Origin of the sequence: Aminobacter sp. HY435, assembly GCF_027568395.1 — a bacterium.
GTDB lineage: Bacteria > Pseudomonadota > Alphaproteobacteria > Rhizobiales > Rhizobiaceae > Aminobacter.
This window is the reverse complement of record NZ_JANKZL010000007.1, coordinates 217,124-240,257: the sequence shown is the minus strand read 5'-3', so window position 1 is coordinate 240,257 and position 23,134 is coordinate 217,124. Positions and strand designations below refer to the sequence as shown.

The 23,134-nt window shown below is 62.8% G+C and carries 21 protein-coding genes; 3 read left to right on the top strand and 18 right to left on the bottom strand.

What is annotated here, in order from left to right; translation table 11 throughout:
• Positions 1-6: 6 nt before the first annotated feature.
• Positions 7-1,266 carry an NAD(P)/FAD-dependent oxidoreductase gene (locus tag PCJ21_RS12480; RefSeq protein WP_269931725.1) on the bottom strand — a complete coding sequence of 420 codons (1,260 nt, stop codon included), beginning with the start codon at positions 1,264-1,266 and terminating at the stop codon, positions 7-9.
• A gap of 25 nt (positions 1,267-1,291) precedes the next feature.
• Complete coding sequence (locus PCJ21_RS12475) at positions 1,292-3,259, bottom strand: alpha/beta hydrolase family protein (RefSeq protein ID WP_269931724.1); 1,968 nt, start codon at positions 3,257-3,259, stop codon at positions 1,292-1,294.
• A 304-nt stretch (positions 3,260-3,563) separates the two neighbouring features.
• Here PCJ21_RS12475 and PCJ21_RS12470 point away from each other — a divergent pair, with 304 nt between their 5' ends.
• Positions 3,564-4,223 carry a TetR/AcrR family transcriptional regulator gene (locus tag PCJ21_RS12470; RefSeq protein WP_269931723.1) on the top strand — a complete coding sequence of 220 codons (660 nt, stop codon included), beginning with the start codon at positions 3,564-3,566 and terminating at the stop codon, positions 4,221-4,223.
• A gap of 57 nt (positions 4,224-4,280) precedes the next feature.
• On the opposite strand, the gene PCJ21_RS12465 is transcribed toward PCJ21_RS12470, so the two are convergent.
• Positions 4,281-4,718 (bottom strand): Lrp/AsnC family transcriptional regulator, encoded by a 438-nt coding sequence (locus PCJ21_RS12465; RefSeq protein WP_269931722.1) that lies wholly within the window; start codon positions 4,716-4,718, stop codon positions 4,281-4,283.
• Positions 4,719-4,854: 136 nt separating this feature from the next.
• Here PCJ21_RS12465 and rocF point away from each other — a divergent pair, with 136 nt between their 5' ends.
• Both rocF and PCJ21_RS12455 read left to right on the top strand, forming a co-directional pair.
• Positions 4,855-5,775, top strand: a complete 921-nt coding sequence (rocF, locus tag PCJ21_RS12460; protein WP_269931721.1) for an arginase — start codon at positions 4,855-4,857, stop codon at positions 5,773-5,775.
• Positions 5,775-6,827: an ornithine cyclodeaminase gene (locus tag PCJ21_RS12455; protein WP_269931720.1), complete on the top strand. Its 1,053-nt coding sequence runs from the start codon at positions 5,775-5,777 to the stop codon at positions 6,825-6,827. Before rocF ends, PCJ21_RS12455 begins: the two co-directional genes overlap by 1 nt.
• A 65-nt stretch (positions 6,828-6,892) precedes the next feature.
• Here the strand turns inward: PCJ21_RS12455 and PCJ21_RS12450 are convergent, their stop codons facing one another.
• The 15 genes from PCJ21_RS12450 to PCJ21_RS12380 all read right to left on the bottom strand — a co-directional run bounded on the left by PCJ21_RS12450 (position 6,893) and on the right by PCJ21_RS12380 (position 23,066).
• Positions 6,893-7,486, bottom strand: coding sequence for a transglycosylase SLT domain-containing protein (locus tag PCJ21_RS12450; RefSeq protein ID WP_269931719.1), 594 nt, complete (start codon positions 7,484-7,486; stop codon positions 6,893-6,895).
• 200 nt (positions 7,487-7,686) lie between these two features.
• Positions 7,687-9,258: an FGGY-family carbohydrate kinase gene (locus tag PCJ21_RS12445; protein WP_269931718.1), complete on the bottom strand. Its 1,572-nt coding sequence runs from the start codon at positions 9,256-9,258 to the stop codon at positions 7,687-7,689.
• A 130-nt stretch (positions 9,259-9,388) separates the two neighbouring features.
• Positions 9,389-10,858: a mannitol dehydrogenase family protein gene (locus tag PCJ21_RS12440; protein WP_269931717.1), complete on the bottom strand. Its 1,470-nt coding sequence runs from the start codon at positions 10,856-10,858 to the stop codon at positions 9,389-9,391.
• Positions 10,859-10,890: 32 nt separating this feature from the next.
• Positions 10,891-11,664 carry an L-iditol 2-dehydrogenase gene (locus tag PCJ21_RS12435; protein WP_269931716.1) on the bottom strand — a complete coding sequence of 258 codons (774 nt, stop codon included), beginning with the start codon at positions 11,662-11,664 and terminating at the stop codon, positions 10,891-10,893.
• Positions 11,661-12,656, bottom strand: a complete 996-nt coding sequence (locus PCJ21_RS12430) for an ABC transporter ATP-binding protein (RefSeq protein WP_269931715.1) — start codon at positions 12,654-12,656, stop codon at positions 11,661-11,663. Before PCJ21_RS12430 ends, PCJ21_RS12435 begins: the two co-directional genes overlap by 4 nt.
• 19 nt (positions 12,657-12,675) lie before the next feature.
• Positions 12,676-13,500 carry a carbohydrate ABC transporter permease gene (locus tag PCJ21_RS12425; RefSeq protein ID WP_269931714.1) on the bottom strand — a complete coding sequence of 275 codons (825 nt, stop codon included), beginning with the start codon at positions 13,498-13,500 and terminating at the stop codon, positions 12,676-12,678.
• 9 nt (positions 13,501-13,509) lie between these two features.
• The gene (locus PCJ21_RS12420) at positions 13,510-14,382 is read right to left on the bottom strand and encodes a carbohydrate ABC transporter permease (RefSeq protein WP_269931713.1); all 873 of its coding nucleotides are present in this window, start codon (positions 14,380-14,382) and stop codon (positions 13,510-13,512) included.
• Positions 14,383-14,461: 79 nt separating this feature from the next.
• Complete coding sequence (locus PCJ21_RS12415; protein WP_442866006.1) at positions 14,462-15,772, bottom strand: ABC transporter substrate-binding protein; 1,311 nt, start codon at positions 15,770-15,772, stop codon at positions 14,462-14,464.
• A gap of 189 nt (positions 15,773-15,961) precedes the next feature.
• Positions 15,962-16,918, bottom strand: coding sequence for a sugar-binding transcriptional regulator (locus tag PCJ21_RS12410; RefSeq protein WP_269931712.1), 957 nt, complete (start codon positions 16,916-16,918; stop codon positions 15,962-15,964).
• Positions 16,919-17,132: 214 nt separating this feature from the next.
• A complete protein-coding gene (locus PCJ21_RS12405; protein ID WP_269931711.1) occupies positions 17,133-17,618 on the bottom strand; it encodes a hypothetical protein in 486 nt (161 codons plus the stop codon).
• 460 nt (positions 17,619-18,078) lie between these two features.
• Positions 18,079-18,417: a slr1659 superfamily regulator gene (locus tag PCJ21_RS12400; RefSeq protein ID WP_269931710.1), complete on the bottom strand. Its 339-nt coding sequence runs from the start codon at positions 18,415-18,417 to the stop codon at positions 18,079-18,081.
• 16 nt (positions 18,418-18,433) lie between these two features.
• Complete coding sequence (locus PCJ21_RS12395) at positions 18,434-18,991, bottom strand: slr1658 superfamily regulator (protein ID WP_269931709.1); 558 nt, start codon at positions 18,989-18,991, stop codon at positions 18,434-18,436.
• Between the two features lie 3 nt (positions 18,992-18,994).
• On the bottom strand, positions 18,995-21,364 hold the full coding sequence (locus PCJ21_RS12390; protein WP_269931708.1) for a SpoIIE family protein phosphatase: 2,370 nt from the start codon (positions 21,362-21,364) through the stop codon (positions 18,995-18,997).
• On the bottom strand, positions 21,361-22,545 hold the full coding sequence (locus PCJ21_RS12385) for a class I SAM-dependent methyltransferase (RefSeq protein ID WP_269931707.1): 1,185 nt from the start codon (positions 22,543-22,545) through the stop codon (positions 21,361-21,363). The genes PCJ21_RS12390 and PCJ21_RS12385 overlap by 4 nt, the downstream gene beginning before the upstream one ends.
• On the bottom strand, positions 22,542-23,066 hold the full coding sequence (locus PCJ21_RS12380) for a ubiquinone biosynthesis methyltransferase UbiE (RefSeq protein ID WP_269931706.1): 525 nt from the start codon (positions 23,064-23,066) through the stop codon (positions 22,542-22,544). Before PCJ21_RS12380 ends, PCJ21_RS12385 begins: the two co-directional genes overlap by 4 nt.
• Between the last annotated feature and the right edge of the window lie 68 nt (positions 23,067-23,134).

The window sequence follows — 23,134 nt, the reverse complement described above, 5'->3', positions numbered from 1 at the left end:
TGCGCTTCACGCACGCTGCGCATCCGCGAAATGCCCCTCACGCCTCCTGCGCGACCATTTCGGCATGGCTGCTTCGACCTCCGCTTCGGTGGCGAAGGTGTCCTTCTCGAACCGCTCGAGACGAAAGCGGGTCGGATCGACGAAAGGTTTCTGGCCGAGGATCAGTTCTGCCGACAGGCGGCCAAGGCCCGGGCCATGGCTCACGCCGCTTTCGTTGTCACCGCCCACAGCAACGACATTGGCCGTGCCGGGGACGCGGCCGACCAGCAGGCCACGGTCGGGGGTGTAGCAGGGCACGCCCTGCGCCCAGTTCGAGATCTTCGATCCGCGCAGCGGCGGGAAGATTTCTTGCAGACGCGCGAGATCGCCATCGGCCATGGCCTGCATCAGGTCAGGCTTGTGCGGCTGTCCGGGCGCAATCCATGCGTCGCTGAGCTTGTGATAAGAGTGGTAGTGCCCACCCGTTCCCCACATGATGGCGCCAAAGGTTTCGCGCAGCCAAAGGCCCAGTTCGCGGCACTGGACGGTCGGGATGGTCGACGGCAGGCCACGGCTGTCGGTGACGATGCGGGTTGCGAGCACCCGGAGCAGCGGCAGTTTCCAGCCGAGCGTCTCAAGCAGCTCGTTGTTCCAGGCGCCCGCGGCGATCACCACGCCATCGGCCTGCAACGTGCCCTTGTCGGTCTCGATCGTCACGCCGTTGCCGGCATCTTCAATGCCAACGACCTTCGTATGGTCCCGGAACGTACCGCCCAGCCTGGCGATTTCGCCAGCCAGCGCACGCAGGCCCAGCGTCGTGTCGAACTGGATGCCATGAGGGTTGTAGGCGCCCGAGTGGACCTTCGACGGGTCGATCAGGCCCTGCATCTTCTCGCCAATCTCGGCCGCGTTGAGGTCCTGCATTTCGGCCGGCGCATAAGGCGAGTCCAGCACAGGACGTACGAATTCTTCGCGACCTTCTTCCGTCAGCGCCATGATCAGCGTGCCGTTGGGACGGTAGCCGATTTCGTCGCCGAGCTCGCTCAGTGCCTTGTAGAAGTCGAGCCCGTATTGCTGGAGCTTGAACCCCTCCTCGCCAAGCGGGATCATGCCGGCAGACCAGTGCGACACGAAACCGGCGCCTGCGCCGCTGGTCGCCTTGGCGAGTTCGCCGGCCTCGACGATGGTGACGTCGGCGCCTGCCTTCAGCAGGTGGTAGGCGGTGCAGCAACCGATGATGCCGCCGCCGACAACGACGATCCGCTCGCGTTTTGCATTCGTGGCCATGATGTTCCCCCTTCTTGCCGCCTGTTCAGGCGGCGTTATGCACGTATGTATCGAGCCACCACAGGATGCGGGCAGCGCTGTCGAAATATTCCGGGTAGCTGCGCATGCTGTGCCCGGCGTTGGGATAGATGACGAGCTCGGCAGGCGAGCCCGACCTGACGGCAGCGAAGTAGCATTCCTCCGCCTGGCCCGCCGGGGTGCTGCGGTCGATGCCGCCGGCCATCACCAGCGTCGGCACCTTCTTCTTGTGCTTGAAGAAGGCCGGGCTGCGCTCGAAATAGGCCCCCGCTTCCGCCCAGGGCGAGGCATCAAGCATGATCTCGTCGAATTCGGGGATCTGCGTCGTGCGGTGCTGGCTGTACCAGTTGCCGACAGGCGACAAAGGGATCGCCGCGGCGAAGCGATCGCTCTGCGACGGCAGCCAGGCCGACATGAAGCCGCCATAGCTGGTTCCTGTCACGGCGACCTTGGCGTCGTCCGCCCAGCCCTTTGCCACCAGCGCGTCGACGCCGCTGATGATGTCGAGCACGTCGGCGCCGCCCATGTCGCCCTTGACGGCGCGGGCAAAAGCGTCGCCCCTGCCGGTACTGCCACGCGGATTGGGGTAGAAAACCGTCCAGCCGAGGCTGACGAGCATGGGCGTCGTGCGCATCCGCCCCATCCAGCGATTGCGGTGCGCGGAGATCGGACCGCCATGGACATCGACCAGAAGCGGTGTCGGCCCCTTGATGTCGCGGGGGCGTACCACCCAGCCCTGCATCTCCAACCCATCGGGCGCTGTCCAGGTGAATGGCTCGACGGAGCCGCAAGGCGACATTGCCTGCTCCGCTTCGGGCGCAGCCAGCGTTACCACCTCGCGCACGCCGGCGGCGGACGCTTCTGCCAGGAACGGCGCCCGCGCATAGGCCTCACCGACGAACAGGCAGCTTCCTGCGCCTAGCGGGAACGAGGCCGGAACCCACTCGCCATGGGCCATATCTCTGGACGCCCAGCTTTCAGTCGCTGTCGAGCGCGTCAGATCGTAGTCGCCCGCCACCGTTTCGTGACCGCGAAGGCCGGCGAAGTGGATGACGGACGGCGAACGCCATTCGACCGAGGTCACGTCGGCGCCCCGGCTGTCCAGCACCTCGACCGCTCCACTGCGTGGGTCGAGCAGGCAGAGCTGGCCATAGACGATGCCGCGGTCGCTGCAGAACGCTTTGACAAATGCGATCTTGCCGCCATCGGGCGAAGCCCTGACGCAGCCGATCTGGTCGGGCGGACTGTATTTCGTCGTTGCAACGCCGGTGGTCGAATCGACGAGAGAAAGGACCGCCCGATACCAACTGCCCTCGCTGTGATGGTCGCTTGATATCGCCGCGATCGAACCGTCGCCGCACCAGCTTGCTTCCCACACATTCAAGGGTGCCGCCGTGAGCTGACGCGGCTCGCCCTCGCCGTCCCAGGTCCAGATCGTACGCCACAGTTCGCCGCCTTCGTCGGAGCGGACTTCCGGAATCCATGCTGGCGCATCCGACTTCTGCTTCTGGGCGAAACCGCCATGAATGCCGGCAAGATCGGCGGCCGTGCCCGCCACCACCATCAGCAGCTTCGATCCGTCCGCCGACCAGTCGATCTGCTCGATCCGTCCGGCAACGGTCCGCGTCTTCAGGCAGCGGCCGTCCGACCAGATCTCGATCCGGTCGGCTGCAGCGTCGTCGCCGGCACAAGCCACCGCCAGTGCGTCGCCCGCGGGCGAAAGCCTTATCTGACGGGTGTCCCGTTCATTCAGGCGCTCGATCGCGCCACCATTGCGCGCGACGCGGCAAAGCCTGTTGCTCACGCCATATTCGAGACCGCCCTCGAAGCTCTGCCCGATGAAGTGCAAATGCGGAACATTCTCGTGCCCGCACAGCGCGCGACCGCTGTATATGTGCCCGCCCGGCGCAAGCAGCGCTCCGTACAGCTTCAAGGTCGCCGTGAACTCGGGCGACGAACGGAAATCTCGCTCCATGGGCTCTCCTCCAAGGGCCAACTCGGCACACGCCAGACGCACCTCCTCCGCCCGGGCACACACGGTGCACCGGCCAGAAAATCCAACGGCTTGGCGAGGTTGCCTGTGCGTTAGGCGGCAACATTACAGGCAATATCACGCCTGTCTAGACATAGATGTACATTTCTATGTCATAAAAGTCTGGCGACTTCGACGTGACGAAAAATTCGCTGCCAAGGGCCTGACGCCGACCGTATAAGGGTCAAAAAGGGGAAGACGGACCATGCCACAAAAAGAACGGAAGGCAGCCGCTTCAGGGGAGGACATGAAACCGGTCGAAGAAGCGGCAATCGAGGGATCGTCGCGGACGTCGAAGCAGGACTGGCTCAACCTGGCGATCAAGACGCTGGTCGAGGACGGCATCGACCAGGTCAAGATCCAGGTCATGGCCAGGAAGCTGAACGTCTCCCGCTCCAGTTTCTACTGGTTCTTCGAGAGCCTGGGAGACCTGCACGAACAGCTGCTGCAGAACTGGCTGCGCAGCAACACCGATCCGGTGGTCGATCACGCCTTGAGACCGGCGCCAAACATCAACCGCGCGATCCTCAACGTGTTCCAATGCTGGATCGACGACCGGCTGTTCGACCCGCAGCTCGACATTGCCGTCCGCATCTGGGCGCGACGCGATCCCTCGATCCGGGCCGTGATCGACGAAGCGGATACGCGCCGCATCGATGCAATCACCGCCATGTACCAGCGCTACGGCTATGACGAAAAGAACGCCTTCATCCGCGCCCGCGTGCTCTATTTCATGCAGATTGGCCATTACACCCTCGACGTCGACGAAGCACTCGACGTCAGGGTCTCGTATGTGCCGGCCTATCTGCTGTCCTTCAGCGGCCAGGAAGCCGAACCCGGCGATATCGCCGCCTTCGACGCGTTCATCGGCAGCCTCGGGCGTCGGCAAAAAATGGCCAAGGACTGAACGTTGGCCGGTTTGGCGCACCCCTGTGTCGCGCCTCCATCGCGTCCGGGCGTTTGACTATAGCTTCGCCTTGGTGCTGCGCGGCGTGGCCAATAGCAGGTTTGTTTCGCTGCCTGTGATGCCTGGGATCAGCCTGATGCGGCGCAGGACGGCGTCAAGATCGGTGAGCGTGGAAGTCCGCAGTTCGACCACCAGGTCCCAGCGACCGTTGGTGGTGTGAATTTCGGAGACTTCCGAGAAGCCGCCAAGGGCGCGGATCACCCGATCCGAAACATGGCCCTCGATCTCGATCAGCATGATGCCGCGCACAGCCTGGTCGACAGCGTCGGCGCGTAGGATGACAGTGTAGCCAACAATGTCGCCCGACTTTTCCAACCGCTCCATGCGGGCCCGCACAGTGGCACGGGAAACACCGAGATCGACTGCCAGATCGGAGATGCTGCTGCGCGCCTGGTGACGAAGCAAGGTGACAAGCCGCTTGTCCAAATCGTCCATGATGGTTCCATTCCGCGCATTTTGACCGCCGATTTGGACAGTTTGCATATCGAAACCACCATTTCAATGGCTTCAAAATGCCAGCGTGAACCCGTCCAATATGCCCTCTTCAAGCTCAATTGGCGGGTGACGACGAATGCACTGCAAGATCCTGGGAGCTCCGGTTCAAGACGGGGCCGGACGCATGGGCTGCGAGATGGGGCCGAGCGCGCTGCGCACCGCGGGCCTGGGCGCGGCGTTGCTGGAACTCGGCCATACCGTGACTGACCTTGGCACTGTCGAGCCTCGTCCGGCCGAGGTGCCCAAACACGCCAACAGCGCGCTCAAGTCGTTGCCCGAGATCGTCGCATGGACAACGGCTATCGCCGAAGCCGCTTATGCCGCCAGCGACAACGCCATGCCGATCTTTCTCGGCGGCGACCACAGCATGTCCGCCGGCACCTTGTCGGGCGTTGCCCGTCGCGCCGCCGAACAGGGCCGGCCGCTGTTTGTCCTGTGGCTTGACGCCCATCCCGACTTCCACACGCTCGAGACGACGGCGAGCGGCAACCTGCACGGCGTTCCCCTCGCCTATGCCAGCGGCCTTGCCGGCTTCGAGGGCTATTTCCCCGCGCTTGCCGCCACGGTCGATCCGCGTCGGGTATGCACGCTCGGCATCCGCAGCGTCGATCCGGCCGAGCGGCTGGCGCTGACCAAGGCGGGCGTTACCGTGCATGACATGCGCTCGATCGACGAGCATGGGCTGGCGCCGCTGCTGCGCGCCTTCCTCGAACGGGTCGCCGCGGAGAACGGCCTGCTGCATGTCAGCCTCGACGTCGATTTCCTCGACCCGGCGATCGCACCTGCCGTCGGCACCACCGTTCCCGGCGGCGCCACCTTCCGCGAGGCGCACCTCGCCATGGAAATGCTGCACGACAGCGGACTGGTCTCCAGCCTCGACCTGGTCGAGCTCAACCCGTTTCTCGATGAACGGGGCCGCACCGCAATCCTGATGGTCGACCTGACCGCCAGCCTGATGGGCCGCCGCATCATGGACCGCCCGACGAGGAGCTTCTGATGACCGCGCCCAAGCTCAACATCGTGCCTTTCGTCAGCGTCGACAACATGATGACGCTGGTGCTCGAAATCGGCGTCGACCGTTTTCTCGGCGACCTCTCCGGCTATATCGAGGAAGACTTCCGCCGCTGGGAACTGTTCGACAAGACCCCGCGGGTGGCCTCGCACAGCCATGACGGCGTCATCGAGCTGATGCCGACCAGCGACGGCCAGCTCTACGGCTTCAAATACGTCAATGGCCACCCCAAGAACACGCGCGAGGGCCTGCAGACCGTGACCGCCTTCGGCGTGCTGGCCGATGTCGGCTCGGGCTACCCGATGCTGCTCACCGAAATGACCATCCTGACCGCGCTGCGCACCGCGGCGACGTCGGCGGTCGCGGCAAAATACCTGGCGCCGAAGGGCTCCGACACGATGGCGATCATCGGCAACGGCGCACAGTCCGAGTTCCAGGCCCTCGCCTTCAAGCAACTTCTCGGCATCGACAAGCTGCGCCTCTACGACATCGATCCCGAGGCGAGCCGCAAATGCGCCCGCAACCTTGCCGGCCAGGGCTTCGAAATCACAATTTGCAGGACCGGCCAGGACGCCGTCGAAGGCGCCCAGATCATCACCACCGTCACCGCCGACAAGCAGTGCGCGACGATCCTGACCGACAACATGATCGGCTCCGGGGTCCACATCAACGCGGTTGGCGGCGATTGCCCCGGCAAGACCGAGCTGCATCGCGACATCCTGCTGCGCTCGCAGATTGTGGTGGAGTATCCGCCGCAAACCCGTATCGAGGGTGAGATCCAGCAGTTGCCTGCCGACTATCCGGTCATCGAGCTGTGGCAGGTGATGACTGGCGCGGCGCAAGGGCGCAGCGACGCCGGCCAGATCACGCTGTTTGATTCCGTCGGCTTCGCCATCGAGGACTTTTCAGCGCTTCGTTATGTCCGCGACCAGTTGCGCCTGACCAGACACTACGAAGAGCTCGACCTGCTCGCCGACCCGGACGAGCCGCGTGATCTGTTCGGCATGCTGTTGCGGCACCGCAAGCAATCGGCCTAGCTGGAGACGCGCTCGGACACGGCCAGCGCAAGATTTCTTGCCACTGGCGCGCCCGACACCGACTCTCAGAGGCGGCATTGTCGCATCTGGGTCTCGTAGCTCTGCGCCATCGAGACCGTCGAACGCGCGTAGCGCTGCATGGAACTGTTGTTCTTCCAATCGCCGCGCCCATAGCCGCTCCAGCCGAAATAATAGGCCAGATAGAGCGAATAGGCGTCGTCGCGGGCAACGCCATAGGTCTGGGCCGTTTTGGAATGATACCAGCCGACAAAATCGATTGCCGAGGCGAAGCTGGTGCGGCGAGCCGACCAGTTGCCGGTTTCGCGCTGGTACTGCGTCCAGGTGCCGTCGAGCGCCTGCGAATAACCATAAGCTGTGCTTGGACGCTTCCACGGTATGAAGCCCAGGAGCTTTGTCCGAGGCGGACGGGCGTTGCTCTTGAAACCTGATTCCTTGCGCAGCGTCGCCATCAGCACATGCACGGGCACACCATACTTTTGTTCGGCCCGCTTGGCATCGGTGTGCCAACTTTCGATCCAGCCATCGCGCTGCTGGAAGACCGCGCAGAGATTGTTGATGTCCTCGGGCGGGGTTGCGCAACCGGCGACCGCGAGCACGACCGCGATCGGAAGCATTTTGATAAAATTGGAGCTGCGCATGTTGTTGGGCTATGGCGCAAAGGTAAACAGAACCTTGCTGGCGGCGGCGGCGCCCTCTCAACCCTAGCCAATTGGGCGAACCGATGCACGCTTGGTAAACAGGGAGTTAACCAAGGCGCGTTTGGTGCCAATCCGGCTGCGCACGCAGCGAAAATTGGTTTGCGCGGTGCCAATTCCCGATTTTCAGGCCGATGCTGTGGTCAGACAAGTGCGTCGAGTGCCTGGCGCTGACGATGCATCTCAAGAAAGACGCGGTAGTCGCGGTCGAAACGCGCGCGTGCCGCCGGATTGGGACGACGCGCCCGGCCTTCCTGCCGCATCGCAATGCAAGCATCGGCTAGGCTCGGATAAATGTCCGACGCCGCAGCGGCCGCCATGGCGGTGCCCAGCAATACGGCGTCGCCGCCGACCGGTTCGATGACAGTGCAGGCAGTGGCGTCGGCATAAAGCTCCATCAGCAGCGGATTGCGGGTATGGCCGCCTGTGATGTGCAGCGTGTCTATCACGTAGCCATTGCCGTTGAGCGCATCGAGCACATTTCGCGTGCCGAGCGCTATCGCGACCGCGGTACGCCAGTAGAGCCTGCATAGGCTGTCGAACGAGGCGTCGAGCGTCAGCCCACTGATGACGCCTACTGCGTGCGGATCCGCAAGCGGCGAGCGGTTGCCATGGAAATCCGGCAGCACGTGGAGCCGTCCCGCGAGATCGAGGCCTTCGATGGCGCGCAACTGCAGGATGCGCTCGGTGATCGCCTGGTGCATGGCGGCTTCGGGTTCGCCGCCCGCGCCATGCCAGCGGATGACGTGGTCGAGCAGCGCCCCGGTGGCCGACTGTCCGCCCTCGCTGAGCCACAAGCCTGGCAGGGCCGCGCCGTAATACGGACCCCATCCGCCGGCAAAGGCGCGAGGCTCGGGCGACATCGCCATGACGCAGCTTGAGGTTCCGGCGATCAGCGCCAGGTGGCGCTCGATGCCCGGCATGCCGCCGATCACGCCGAGTGCGCCGGCAAAGGCGTCGATCATGCCGGAACCGACATGGCATTGCGTCGTCAGTCCAAGCGCCTTCGCGGCGTCTTCGGTGAGCAAGCCAAGGTTCGCGCCGACCGGACTTGCCCTTGCTGGCAGGCTGGCATGTTCAAAGAAGTCCGCGAGGCCGACCGAAGCAAAGAAATCGTGCCGCCAGCCTTCGCGCTCATGGGCGAGATAGGTCCATTTGGCGGCCAGCGTGCATTGCGAGCGGGCAAGAGAACCACAGGCCTTGTAGGTCAGGAAATCGGCAAGGTCGAACAACTGGCCGGTGCGCGCCCAGCTTTCCGGCCGATGACGCTTCACCCACATCAGCTTGGGCGTCGCCATCTCAGGCGACATCACGCCACCGACATATTTCAAGACCTCGTGCCCGGTGGCGGTGCATTCGTCGGCCTCCGCCAGGGCACGATGATCGAGCCAGACGATGGTGTCCCAACGAGCCTCGCCATCGTCGGATACTGAGATCTGTTCGCCGCTCCAGCCACGAAATACCGTCGAGCAGGTCGCGTCGAACGAAATGCCGGCGATGTCCTCCGCCGCAACTCCCGCTTGCTGGCGTGCGTCGCGAACCGACGCCGAAACGGCAGACCAGATGTTTTCGGAATCATGCTCGGCATGGCCGCTCGATGAGCGGTTCATCGCGATCGTGTGCTCGGCGCGCCCCAGCAGGTGGCCAGCGCGGTTGAAGATGCCCGCCCGCGCGCTTCCCGTCCCCACGTCGACCGCGCAGACCAGTTTGTCCATTCAGGACGCTTTCTTTCCCGCTCTCGGCTTGGTGACAAGCGCCAGCGTTTCCAACCTGCCGGCGAATATAAAGGGCAGCCGGATTGACGCAAGCGCGGAGCTTGCGTCGGCGGCCACCGGATCTGGTCACTCAGGCAAGATACCGTTCAAGGGTAGCGGGCGTCCCATTCTTCCACAAATCGGCGAGGCTGCGCCCGAAAGCCAGCGCAAAGGCGGCATTCTTGCCGACGTCACCGTAAATGTCCTCCATGGTCAGCCAATGCTGCGGATCGTCTTTGGCCTTGCGGGCAGTGGCTTGCAGGCGATCCCAATTGGGATCGTTCGGCTCAATGGCGACACCGGACTCGGTCGTGCCATGGCAGTAGCGGCACCAGAGCGCGGATTCGAGCGCAAGACCGTCAATGCCCTTGCCCGCTTTCAGCCTGTCGGCGATGGTCGGGATGACGAATTTCGGCTGCCTGTTCGAGCCATCCAGGCACAGGCGGCGCACAGTGTCGCCGATCTTCGGATTGGCGAAGCGCTGTTCGATCAGTTGGCAATATTCCTCAAGTACGACGCCGGGCACCGGCGGCACGGTCGGCATGATCTCCTCACGCTCGAGCTTGGCCAGAAAGCCGCGCACCAGTGGATTCTCCATTGCCTCGTGGACGAAGTGAATGTCCATCAGCCCGGCAGGATAGGCGATGGTCGCATGTCCGCCATTTAGTATCCTGATCTTCATCAGTTCGAACGGGGCGACATCCTTCACGAATTGCGCTCCAGCCTGTTCAAGTGCCGGCCGTCCCGTTGGAAACCGGTCTTCCAGCACCCACTGCCTGAACGATTCGCAAAATACCGGCCAGTTGTCGTCGACGCCGAATTGTTCCGAAAGGATCGCGCGCTCGCGGTCCGTGGTTGCGGGCGTGATACGGTCGACCATGCTGTTGGGGAAAGCGACGTGGTCGCGTATCCATGCCGCTAGCTGGCTGTCCACCAAGGCCGCAAGGCCGACCAGCGCGTCCGCCGTGACCCTGCCATTGTGGGGGATGTTGTCGCAGGACATGACAGTGAACGGCTCGGTCCCTTCCTGCCTTCGGCGCATCAGGCCAGCCAGCATCAATCCGAACACCGTCCTGGAAGCGGCGATATTGGCTGCGTCGGCCACGATCTGGGGGTGAGACGGATTGAACAGCCCCGACGCAGGATCGATGAAGTAGCCGCCCTCGGTGATGGTCAGCGACACGATACGGATATCCGGATCGGCCAGACGGGCAACGATGGCTTCGCTGTCGCCAGGGCGGATAAAATCGATCATCGCGCCGGTGACGCGCGCGCTCATATGGCCGCTGTCCTGCTCTACGACGGTGGTCAGCCAGTCCTGTTCGGCCAGCTTCTGGCGTCCGGCTTCTTCCGCCGCAAGCACGCCCGCACCGACGATGGCCCAGTCGTGATCGGCCCCTGAATTGAACAGTTCGTCGAGATAGACCGCCTGATGCGAGCGATGGAAATTGCCCACTCCGAAATGCAGGATGCCGGCCCTGAGCCTGGCGCGGTCGTAGGCTGGGCGCTGGACGCGCAGAGGCAATTCCGCAAGTGTTGCGGAAGACAATTTGACGGTCATGGTCTCTACCCTCTCCTTGAGGAGTTCGGGGTTCAGCTCATCCACTGGCCGCCGTCGACATTGTATGTCTGGGCGACGATGTATTCGGCCTCGCTGCTGGCCAGGAACACGGCCATGCCGACGAGGTCCTCGGCCCGGCCCATGCGGCCGTAAGGCACGCTCGCGCCGACAAGGCGCTTCTTTTCGCCGAGCGGCCGACCTTCGTGTTTGGCAAACAGCGCATCGACATGGTCCCAATGCTCGCCGTCGACGACGCCGGGCGCGATCGCGTTGACGTTGATGCGATGCTTGATCAGGTCGAGCCCAGCCGACTGGGTCAAGCTGATGACAGCGGCCTTGGTGGCGCAATAGACCCCGACGAGTGCTTCGCCCCGTCGCCCCGCCTGGCTTGCCATGTTGATGATCCGGCCGCCGCGGCCGCGTGCGATCATCGACCTGGCCGCCGCCTGCAGGGTGAACAGGGTTCCCGCGACATTGACCGCAAACAGCTTGTCGTAGCTGGCCTTGCTGATCTCGACGATGGGCGCCAGGTCGAACAGCGCGGCATTGTTGACCAGGATGTCGATGCCGCCAGCCTTGGCTTCCACCGCCCGGATCGCTGCCTCGATGGAGCCGAGATCGGTGACGTCAAGCTTTACGGCGTAGGCGTTGCGGCCGATTTCCGATGCGGTCCGCTCGGCTGCCTCAAGGTTGATGTCGCCTATGGCAACGACGGCCCCTTCGGAGACATAGGCCTCGGCGAAGGCCCGGCCGATGCCGCGCGCTGCCCCTGTTATCAGCGCTGACTTGCCCTCGAGCCGGTTCACAGTGCGCTCCCGTCCGGGCCGAAGCGATGCAGCTTGGCAAGGTCCGGAGACAAAAAGACGGTGTCGCCGTGACTGACGACAAACTCGCCGCCCGTTCGGACGTTGATCGTGCCGACGTCGGTATGGACATGCAGGAAAGTGTCAGCGCCGAGATGTTCGGCAACTCCGACCGTGCCTTTCCAATCGCCAGCGGTGGTGGAAATGTTGATGTGCTCGGGCCGGATGCCGATGGTGGAGGCGCCGTATTTGGCAGCGGTGGCGCCGTCCATGAGATTCATCTTCGGAGAACCGATGAAGCCGGCGACAAACAGGTTTTTCGGCGAACGGTAGAGCTCCAGCGGCGAGCCAACCTGCTCGATGTTGCCGGCGTTCAGCACGACGATCTTGTCGGCCATGGTCATCGCCTCGACCTGGTCGTGGGTGACGTAGATCATCGTGGTCTTCAACTGATGGTGCAGTTCGCTGATTTCGAGCCGCATGGTGCCGCGAAGTGCCGCGTCCAGGTTCGAAAGCGGCTCATCGAACAGGAATGCGGAAGGCTGCCGCACGATGGCGCGGCCGATGGCGACGCGCTGGCGCTGGCCGCCAGACAGCTGGCCGGGACGTCGCTCGAGATAGTTGGTCAGGTTGAGCACGCGCGCGGCGTCGCCCACCTTGCGCTCGATCACTGCCTTGTCCTCGCCGGCCATCTTGAGCGGGAAGGCGATGTTGTTGCGCACGGTCATGTGCGGATAGAGCGCGTAGGACTGGAACACCATGGCGAGCTTGCGCTTGGCCGGCTGTTCCGAGGTTACGTCGCGGCCGTCGATGTTGATCGATCCGGCCGAGGTGTCCTCCAGCCCGGCGATCAGGCGCAGCAGCGTGGACTTGCCGCACCCCGAGGGGCCGACGAAGACAACGAACTCGCCGTCTTCGATTTCGAGATCGATCTCGGGGATGATCGTCGTCGCGCCGAACGACTTCGACACCTTCTTCAGAACTATGTTGCCCATCGTTTCCTCCCGGGATCGACTATTTGACGGCGCCGAAGGTCAGGCCGCGAACCAGCTGGCGTTGCGAGAACCAACCCATGATGAGGATCGGCGCGATCGCCAGCGTTGAAGCCGCCGATAGCTTTGCCCAAAACAGCCCCTGCGGGCTCGAGAACGAGGCGATGAAGGCGGTGAGAGGCGCAGCGTTGGCGGCCGATAGCCGGATCGACCAGAACGACTCGTTCCAGGCGAGAATGATGTTGAGCAGCAGCGTCGAGGCGATGCCCGGCACCGCCATTGGCGTCAGCACATGGACGATCTCGTTGAACAGCGAGGCACCGTCCATGCGGGCTGCTTCCAGGATCTCTCCCGGAATTTCGCGAAAATAGGTGTAGAGCATCCAGACGACGATCGGCAGGTTGATCAGCGTCAGAACGATGGTCAGGCCAAGCCGCGTGTCGAGCAGCCCGGTGTCGCGGAATATCAGGTACATCGGCACGAGCACGCCGACCGCCGGCATCATCTTGGTCGACAGCATCCACATCAGCACGTCCTTGGTGCGCTTGGTCGGCGAGAACGCCATCGACCATGCGGATGGAATGGCAATCACGAGGGCGATAAGGGTCGAGCCGACGGAGATGATCACCGAGTTGATGAACGGCTTGAAGTAATCGTTCTGGCTCTGCACCGCGAAATAGCTCTCAAGCGTCCCCGAGGGGATCAGGCTGAAGCCGGCAATCGCTTCCGGCTCGGTCTTGAGGCTCGTGATGATCGTGTAGAGGATCGGAAAGAAGATCATCAGGGCGACCGCCCACGCGGCTATCGTGAAGCCTATCTTGCGTCTGGTGGAGACTGCGCGTGCCATGGTGCGCTCCTACTTGTCGAGGTTCTTGCCGACCGCGCGCATCAGGAAGATGGCGACGATGTTGGCGAGGATGACGGCTATGACGCCGCCCGCGGATGCACCGCCGACGTCATAGCCAAGAAGGGCCGTGCGATAGATCAGGAAGGCCAGATTGGTCGTGGCGTAGCCGGGGCCGCCATTGGTGGTGACCAGGATTTCCGCATAGACGCCAAGCAGGAAGATCGTCTGGATCAGGATGACCACCGTGATGGCGCGGGCCAGGTGCGGCAGCGTCAGGTACCAGAAGCGATTGGCGAAGTTGGCGCCGTCCATTTCGGCGGCTTCCTTCTGCTCCTCGTCGAGCGACTGCAACGCGGTGAGCAGGATGAGCGTCGCAAACGGCAGCCACTGCCAGGCGACAATGATGACGATCGAAATCAGCGGGTAGTGGGCAAACCAGTCGATCGGCTTCAGCCCGACGGATTTGCTGATGTCGGCCAGCACGCCATAGCCGGGGTGCATGATCATGTTCTTCCACACCAGCGCCGCCACCGGCGGCATGACGAAGAACGGTGAAATCACCAGGATACGGACGATGCCCTGGCCGAACATCGGCTGATCGAGCAGCATGGCCAGCGCAACGCCGCCGACCACGGTGATGACGAGCACGCCGATCACGATTGCCAGCGTGTTCCAGATCGACTGCAGGAATGCCGGATCGGTCAGGAAGAACTTGTAGTTGAACAGGCCGGCGAAGCTGACATTGCCTGGATTGAGCAGATTGTAGTTCTGGAACGAGAACCACAAGGTCATCGCCAGCGGCACGATCATCCAGATAAACAGGAGAATGACCGACGGCGCCATCATGAAGCGCGCAAGCGTGCGGGTCTGTCGAGTAGCCATGGCGAGCACCCTGTCGTCTAACGGGGAAAAGCGGCCGCCCGACTGGGAACGGGCGGCCGAGGCTCTGGGAGGTACTTTTCTACTTGATGTAGCCGGCGCGGGTCATCTCGCGGACCGATACCTGCTGTGCCTGTGCCAGCGCATCATCGACCGGCATCTGCCCGGCGAGTGCCGCCGAGAAGAGCTGCCCGACAGTCGTGCCAAGGCCCTGGAATTCGGGAATGGCGACGAACTGCACACCGACATAGGGCACCGGCTTGACGGTGGGCTTGGTCGGGTCGGCCGAGTTGATCGAGTCCAGCGTCATCTTGGCGAACGGCGCGGCCTTCTGGTACTCAGGATTGGCGTAGAGCGAGCTGCGCGTGCCCGGAGGCACATTGGCCCAGCCTTCCTTCGAGGCGACGAGCTCGAGATAGGGCTTGCCGGTCGCCCACGAGACGAACTTCTGGGCTGCTTCGGCTTTTTGCGTGCCAGCCGGAATACCGAGCGACCATGCCCACAGCCAGTTGCCGCGCTTGCCCAGCCCGTTGTCGGGCGCAAGCGCATAGCCGACCTTGTCGGCGACGGTCGAGTTCTTCGGATCGGAGACAAAGGATGCGGCGACGGTTGCGTCGATCCACATGCCGCATTTGCCCTGCTGGAACAGCGCCAAATTCTCATTGAAGCCGTTTGACGATGCGCCCTGTGGCCCGGCGTCGTTCATCAGCTTGACGTAGGTGTCGAGCGTGTTCTTCCACTCGGGCTGGTCGAACTGCGGCTGCCAGTTCTCGTCGAACCAACGCGCGCCGAAGGAATTGGACATGGCGGTCAGGAAGGCCATGTTTTCGCCCCAGCCGGCCTTGCCGCGCAGGCAAACGCCATTGATGTCGTTGGCGCGGTCGGTCATCTTGCGCGCCGCCTCGCCGATGAACTCCCAGGTCGGAGCCTCGGGCATGGTCAGGCCGGCCTTCTCCATCAGGTCCTTGCGGTACATGACGAAGGAGCTCTCGCCATAAAACGGCGCTGCGTAGAGCTTGCCGTCAGCCGAAAGGCCGCCGGCGATCGCGGGGATGATGTCGGCGGTGTCGTAGTCGGCGCCGAGATTGTCGAGCGGCAGGAGCCATTGCTGCTTGGCCCAGATCGGCACTTCGTAGGTGCCGATGGTCATGACGTCGTACTGGCCGCCCTTGGTGGCGATGTCGGTGGTGACGCGCTCACGCAGCACGTTCTCTTCAAGCGTCACCCACTGCAGGTCGATGTCGGGGTTCTTGGCTTTGAAGTCATCCGCAAGCTTCTGCATGCGGATCATGTCGCCATTGTTGACCGTGGCGATGGTGATGGTTTCGGCATGCGCGGCGAATGCGAGCGCACTCGTCCAGCACAGGCTCGCAACGAGCATGTTGAGTTTCATCGAATTCCTCCCAAAAACCAAAGTGAGCATTTGCCTTGGTTGTGAGCAATTATTCATTCGTCGTGATTTATGTCAAGCGGGAATCTGCTGACGGCAAAAACCCGCAGGCCGGGGTTGCCGGCGCGCGGGTCGATGATGATAACGATGTCCTGGTAGAGGCCGGGTCGCTGCCTTGCCGCGTGGGCAGCCTCAGCCCGCGAGAAGGGCCGCGGCGGTGCGCTCGTCGGTAATCAGCCCGTTGACGAGGCGGCGCGTGATCGCGGCCAGGATGCCGGGCAGCTTTCGCTCGCCCATGGCAAGGGCGACGACGAGCGACTTTTCGCGCGACGGCAGCGGCGCCGAGGCGACGCGGTCATTGGTGATGCCCTCGATAAGCCGGCCATCCTTGTCGAACGCCCAGCCAACGATTTCGCCGACCGCACCCGCCTTCTGCAGCGCCTTGAGCTCGGTTTCGGTGATGAAACCGTCTTCGTAGAGCGGCGCCTTCGGCCCCATGTCGCCAACACCGACAAAGGTAACGTCGGCCTGGGCCGCGAGTGCCAATGTCGGCTGGATCAGTGGCTGGCTGTGCAGCATCTTGCGCTCGTCCGGAGACGAGGCGATTGCCGGCAAAGGCATTGGAAAACTACGGGCCTTGATGGTGTCGGCCATCGTGAAGATGACGTTGTAGAACGCGGCCGAACCGTCGGGCGAAATGTTGCCGGTCAGCGAAACCACCTTGTGTTGCGGGCACTCCATCGGCGGCAATTGTTCGATCGCTGCCTTCAGCGTTCGGCCGGTGCCGATGGCCATCACGATCGGCTCGGGCGAGCGCAGCCATTTTTCGATTTCCGCTGCCGCGGCCTGGGCGATGCCCATGGTGGAAGAGGTGGAGTCGGGATCGCTCGGCGTTACTTCGACCAGATCCAGCGCGAAGCGGGATCGCAGCCTTGCGGCGAGATCCAGGCAACTGGCGATGGGGTGGTCGACGCGGACCTTGATCAGTCCTTCGGACATTGCCAGCGACACCAGGCGCTGCGCCGTCTGGCGCGATACGCCGAGTTTGGCGGCGATCTGGTCCTGCGTGTTGCCGGCGACATAATAGAGCCAGCCGGCGCGAGCCGCCTCGTCGAGTCGTGGGTTGCCGCTGTCTTGCCGGGCGCTCATGTGAAAATGCCTCGAAATGCTTGGGGCAGTTTCGCAGGCTTTGCGTCATTGTGCAATTGCCTCAGCAGTGCGGCATTTGTTCGAGCGGTGCGACGGGCAAAAATCGGCCGAACTCCCAAGTCACCGGCGTTGCGGCCGCCTGGATATCTGGCTCCCCTTTCGGTTGCAGAGGGAACGGCGTGTGGTCTCAATGGTTCCGAGGGCTGCGTCGAACTCAAAACCGGAACGACCAAAAAAGGCATGCCAACGTGGCAACGGCGAACACAACGAAGGCGAGGCTGCGCAACAGCACGTTTCGCCGAAACTCGTTCATTGCGAGATGGCTGCCGACCACGGCGGCAACGACCAGGAAACGCCAGTTGAGAAGCGCCGATGGCGCCGACGTCTGGCCGAACGCCCAGCGCGCGGCGATGCAGCCGACAATGGTCGCAAACAGCGCAACCACCACCCAATTGAGCATGTCGGCGGCGTTGAGCAGCACGAAGCTCGCCGCCTTCAGCGGCAGTACCATCATCAAAAGTGCCGCGAAGAAATAAATGCCGGCCAGCGGCAGGAAGCTGTCGGCGTTGGCGATGGCTTCCAGCCGCTTTGCCCCAGAGTTGCCGAAAGGGTAGCCATGCTGAAGCACCGCAAGGCTGAGCGCCATCAGCAAGGCTGTAAGAGCTGAGATCAGCAGAAATGTCGAGACCGTCTTGTTCATCGCAGGGAGCATCCGAATCGATATTCGCCTGCGTAGTCTAGAGCGCCGTGCGTCCGAATGGACGCACAAAGGACGCTCTTACTTACTGAGTTGGCGCATCGTGCTTTCCGAAAATCGGTTCCGATTTTCGGGCCGATGCGCTAGCCGAACGGCAGCTTCCAAATGCTTGGGCGGGCGTTCAGATTCCCATTACCCAGACGACCGCGCTCGACGCTCCGAACATCACCGCCAGGTAGAACCAGTCTGTCCAGTCCATCGCAACCTCCTGCTTGGCATCACAGTGCCTCAGAGTCCGGTAGAACTTCCCATCCCGTTGCCAAGCCCTCGCGCAATTCTCTCCGGCACAACGCTTCACGAGCGCAAGCGTTGCGTCGGGCGAAAAGATAGCCGCCTGCCTTGCCCACATCGGAAGCAGTGAAGGTGCTGGAAAGCTGCCGCCCGACGGGCAAGGCAAGCGCGATCAGTCGACCTGAAGCGATACGGCCGGATGCAGCTTCTTGAGATTTGGCAGCGACTTGGTCTGCCAGGGGATCTCCGAGCTGCCCTTGACGACCAGTTGGACGTCGGGATGCTTGCGCACCTCGATGGTGAATTTCGCCAGAAGGTTGATCCCGGACGAGTTGAGGAATTCGAGGTCCGTCAGGTCGAGCGTGATCGACGCCGGCTTCGTCGCCAGAATGTCGGTCATCAGCGCCATGATCGGTGCGTAGGCGTCGGTGCCCGACAGCCGCATGGTGCCGTCGAAATGGACGTCCGTTCCCTCGGTCCAGACACGGTATTCGTCCGTTTTGATTTCCATGAGCGGTTCTGCTTTTCTAGTGGGACTGGGAGACGGGGATGGTGGCGAATGTCTCGACGTGCACGCGCTTGCCGTCATCGACAGGGCTGAAGATCCAGGCAAGACGCGCGCCATAGTCGCTCATCAGCGTCAACAGGCCAAGGCCCGAGCCGGAAGCCTCGGGATCCGCGGCATTGGCCTCGATGCGCTCGATCAGCAGGTCGCCCGGATCGCCCACGGTGATCTCCGAAAGCAGTTCCTGGAAGGCAGCCGCGGTTTGCGTTGCGACGACATTGGAAACCTTCACCTTGAAGCTGTCCTGATCCATGGACGCCTCGACCATGATCTCGCCCGGTTCGCGGAACTTCACCGCATTCTCGATCAGTTCGTTGACCAGGTAGCCGATATTGTGCCGGACCTCGCGATAGTCGTTGCGCGAGGAATGATAGGGCAGCGCGAACATGTCGGCGATGAAATCCGACGTCGTGGCGCAATGGTGCCACTTCAGGTCAAGCGGCCCGTCGAACAGCCTGACGCGGCTGATGCTGTCGTTCATGCCGATCACGATCTCGGCTGGTCCATACAGAGTGGTCATGGCTCACCTGTGCCTCATGACGACGAGGGTGATGTCGTCGTGGATTTTTCGGGTTCCGATGTGGGCCATGAGGTCCTCGACGATACCCGTCTTGATTTCTTCGGCGCTGGCCCCGCGACGCTGCACCGCGCTTTCGCAAAGCCTGTCGAGACCGAACAGTTCGCCGCGCGCGCCCTCGGCTTCAGTCACGCCGTCCGTGTGCAGGACCACCACGTCGCCGCTGGCGAAGGGTATGTTGCGTGTCGCCACGAATGGCGAAATGTCTTTCTCGAGGCCGATGGGCAGGCCGAGGTCGATCGTGTCGATACGCTCGACCGAGCCACCGGCGCGCACGACAAGCACCTCCTCGTGCTGCCCCGACAGCACCAAGTGTTCGTCTTCATAGTCGAGGAACGCCAGCGACAGATGCTTGTCGGAGTTGGTCCGCTCGAGGTTCTTGAAGATGGCCCGGTTGAGCTGGTTGAGGAACAGCAGCGGGTCCCCCTGCCCGGTTTCCTGCAACGCGCGCGCCACCGACTGCACCATCAGCATCAGGACGCCGCTTTCCAGGCCGTGCCCGGTGACGTCGCCGATGCCGATCTTCAGCTTCCCGGCGTGCTGCAAGACGTCGTAATAATCGCCGCCGACTTCGTCGGCCGGGCGCATGAAGGCAGCGATTTCGACGCCCGGAATCTTGGCGAGCTCGCGGTCCTTGGGCAGAACCATCATCTGGATCTGGCGGGCGACGTCGAGTTCGGCACCGAGGCGGACATTTTCGCTGCGCAGTTTCTCATTGAGCGAGGAAATCTCGACATTGGCGTATTCAAGGTCCCTGGTGCGCTCGTCCACCAGCTGCTCGAGATTTTCGGTGTTGTAGCTGATCTCCTCGGCCATGCGGTTGAACGCGACGCCCACCTCTCCGACCTCGTCCTTGGTCGGGATGTTGACGCGGACCGAGTAGTCCTTGTTCTGCAAGCGCCGGGCAGCAGCTGCCAGCGCGCTGAGGCCCGCCGTGATGCGCTTCGACAGCCCGAACACCGCGGCGAACACGATCAGCAGCGAAACGATGATCGCCAGCAACTGATAGAGCAGGATGCGGTTCGTGGCCTTTGAAATGCTCTCCTGGGCGGCAACCAGCGAGGCGTAGATCTCGCCCTCCGGCACGACGATGCCGACCGACATTGCCTGCTTTTCAGCCGGCCCGGCGCTCCACAGATTGGTCGGCTTCAGTCCCTTGAGTACCACGATATAGGGAACGCTCTCGCCATCCTGCTGCAGCATGACGTGCTGGATGACGCCGTCATTTTCTTGCTTGAGATCGAGCGAGGCGATCGCCGGCTGCGTGCTGCCGTGCAACGAACGCTCCAGTCCGGTAACGCCGTCGACGCCCTTGTCGCTCGACGAAACGAGGCCGATCGTCGCTTCGCTCTTCGGATTGATGGCGATGACGTTGCCGTTCGGCATGCTGAGGAAGCCGAAGCCGGTCTCGGCGATCTTCACGTTCTCGACGATCTCGGCAAGCTGGTCGAGCGTGATGTCGGCGCCCGCCGCACCGGCCACGCCCTTGCGGTCCTTGGTCCACAGGGGGTGGAAGAAGCTGACGATGAGCTTGCCGGTGATCGCGTCGGTGTAGGGGGCGGTCTGGGTGATGCTGCTTTCCGGTACCGGACGCGTCGCCGGATCGCGCGCCCATTGCTCCCACGAGCCATAGATTCCGGGAAAGAAGAACTCCCAGAATTCCGCGCTGTTGTGCCCGGGGTACAGCCTGTCGAAGGTCTGCGCCTGGTCGGTATAGGGTGCTGTGCGGAAGATCGGCCGTTCCTTCGGCCCGATGAAATACATCTGCAGCTTCGACGAACCGCTGTTCATCAGGCTCGGCGCGACGAGGTCGAGCACCGCGCTGTTGTCGATCTCCTGCTGGACGGCAGGCAACGGCTTGTGATCAGGGCCGAGCAGGTAGCTCCAGACGCTGACCACCGACGGGGCCCCCGGGAGGTTCTGCGCCCATTGGCCCTTCGCGTCGTAGACGACATCCACCGAACCAGATGCCTGGCCGGCAAGCGTCGAGCCCACCTTCGCCTGTCTGTCGGGATCGTCGATCTGCCCCTGGATCACGCCGGCCAGCGATTGCACGTCGGCATGGACGCGGTCGAGCAGAAGGTCGACGCGCGAAGCCGTCGATTCCGCGTAGGAGCGTATGTAATCCTGGTTGGCCTCGGTCAGGCCGGCGCCAACTTCCGACGCCGCGTCCTGCGATAGCCGCTGCACGTTCCACAACGCCAGCCCGCCGCTCAGCAGCAGGTCGAACAGCACCGCACCGCCCACGACAAGCACGAACTTGGCGCGGAACGAGCGCAGCCCGAAACGGGGCATTTCCTTGCTGTCGTCACTCATCGTGGTTTACGTCCCGATGCGACCCAGATCGGCCAGCCCGCATATCCCTTGGGATGAAGTGCCGCAAATATATGATCCTTGAAGCCCTGCCGGAACTGCTTGATGAATTCCGGCGAATCGCCGCGCTTGACCGCCATCTCTCCGGCATAGACATCTTCCCACGCGGCGACGACATCGGCAAAGTCCTGCGGGTCGCCGTCGAGATTCGTCACCATGAAGCTTTCGACGCGGATGTCGTCGAAACCGGCGTCGGTCAGGTAGCGCCGGCTCTTCGGTCCCAGCTCGACGTCCATGTCGAAATGCTCGAACAGCCTGGCCACCTCGGTGTAGGTCCACTGGATGCTTTCGGCGCGTGGTTCGCCGAGGCAGTGCGAGTTCTTCTCATTGGTGATGTAGACGCGGCCGCCCGGCTTGCAGATCCGGAACAGCTCCTTGAGGATCAATCCGGGCCGGTCGAAAATCTGCAGCGAATGCCGGCAGGTCACAAGATCGAACTGGTTGTCTTCGAGCAGCATCTCCGACGCGTCGCCATAGGTGTATTCGATGCCGCTGATGTCGAACTCGGCCGCGACCTGGCGCGCATAGGCAAGGCTCGACTTCGAATGGTCGAGGGCCACGATCCGGGCCGGCTGGAATTCCTTCTGCGCCAGCACGGCGAAGTCGCCGATACCGCAGCAGATGTCAGCCATGGTGATGCCCGCGCGCATGCCATGCCTGGGCAAGATCGCACGCTCGTGGCGCCAGGTCATCTTGGTCTGCGTGCGCAGGATCGGGATGAAGCCGCCCTCTTCGAGGAAGCTTTGGCCGGGGTAGAACTCGCTGTCGTACTCCTCGACCGAGATGTTCGGCTCGATATGGTGGAGACGGCCGAACTTCTGTGTCGTCCAGCCGACGACGCTCGACGTGATGACCACAAATCTGAGGTCGGCCCGGGCGCGGCAGCTGTCGATGATCACCCTGGAGAAGGCGTGGAACGCCATGTTGTTCATTTGCGCCAGGCGCCTGACGTTCACATACAGGATGCCTCGCACCCGCTCGATCGAATCCTTGAGCAATGCCAGCGACGGCGCGATTTCCTCGATCGCCTGGGGCCGCACGGACCCGGATATCGTGAATTCCTGGTTGCTCAGGTCGAATTGCGCCTTGTATCGCGCCTGAGCGCCGAAAGCGGTTGCGCTCAATGTGCAAGTCCCCCGAGAGGGAGATCGACAACGAGGGTAACCGTGCCGTCATCGCCCTCGCCCAGGTTGACCGTCGCATTGTAGCTGACGGCCAGTTCGAGCAGCATGATATCGCGGCTGGGCGCGACATCGCCCGAGAGCGAGCTCAGGTAGCGGTCCTTGACGTCGCTGGCCTGGATGCGAGCTACCGCCGCTTCGAAGAAACGGCGCTCTTCCTCGCCGCATGAGAAAGTCAGCTCGACGCGGTCCATATCGCCGTCGCGCGACACCTTGCATGCGAGCGCCCCGCCATTGTGGCGGGTGCGGAAGGTGATCTCCAGAAGCTCGTTGAGGGCCGATGAGAACAGGTTCGAAAACAACACAGAATCCGGCCGGTTGTGGCTGATGGTACGGGCCAGGTAGGTCGCGATGTAGTCGCAGTGCGACCAATTGGCGTGGAAAGAGGCAATCTGCATGTCGATCTGGATCATCGTGCGAAACTGATCGTCCGCAGCGGTCTCGTGCGTTGGTGTCATCGGCATGGGCTGCTCTCGGTTATGCGGCATTGGCTGCTCTGGCAAGTGGTTCGGGAAATTCGTTTCAGTAGCGG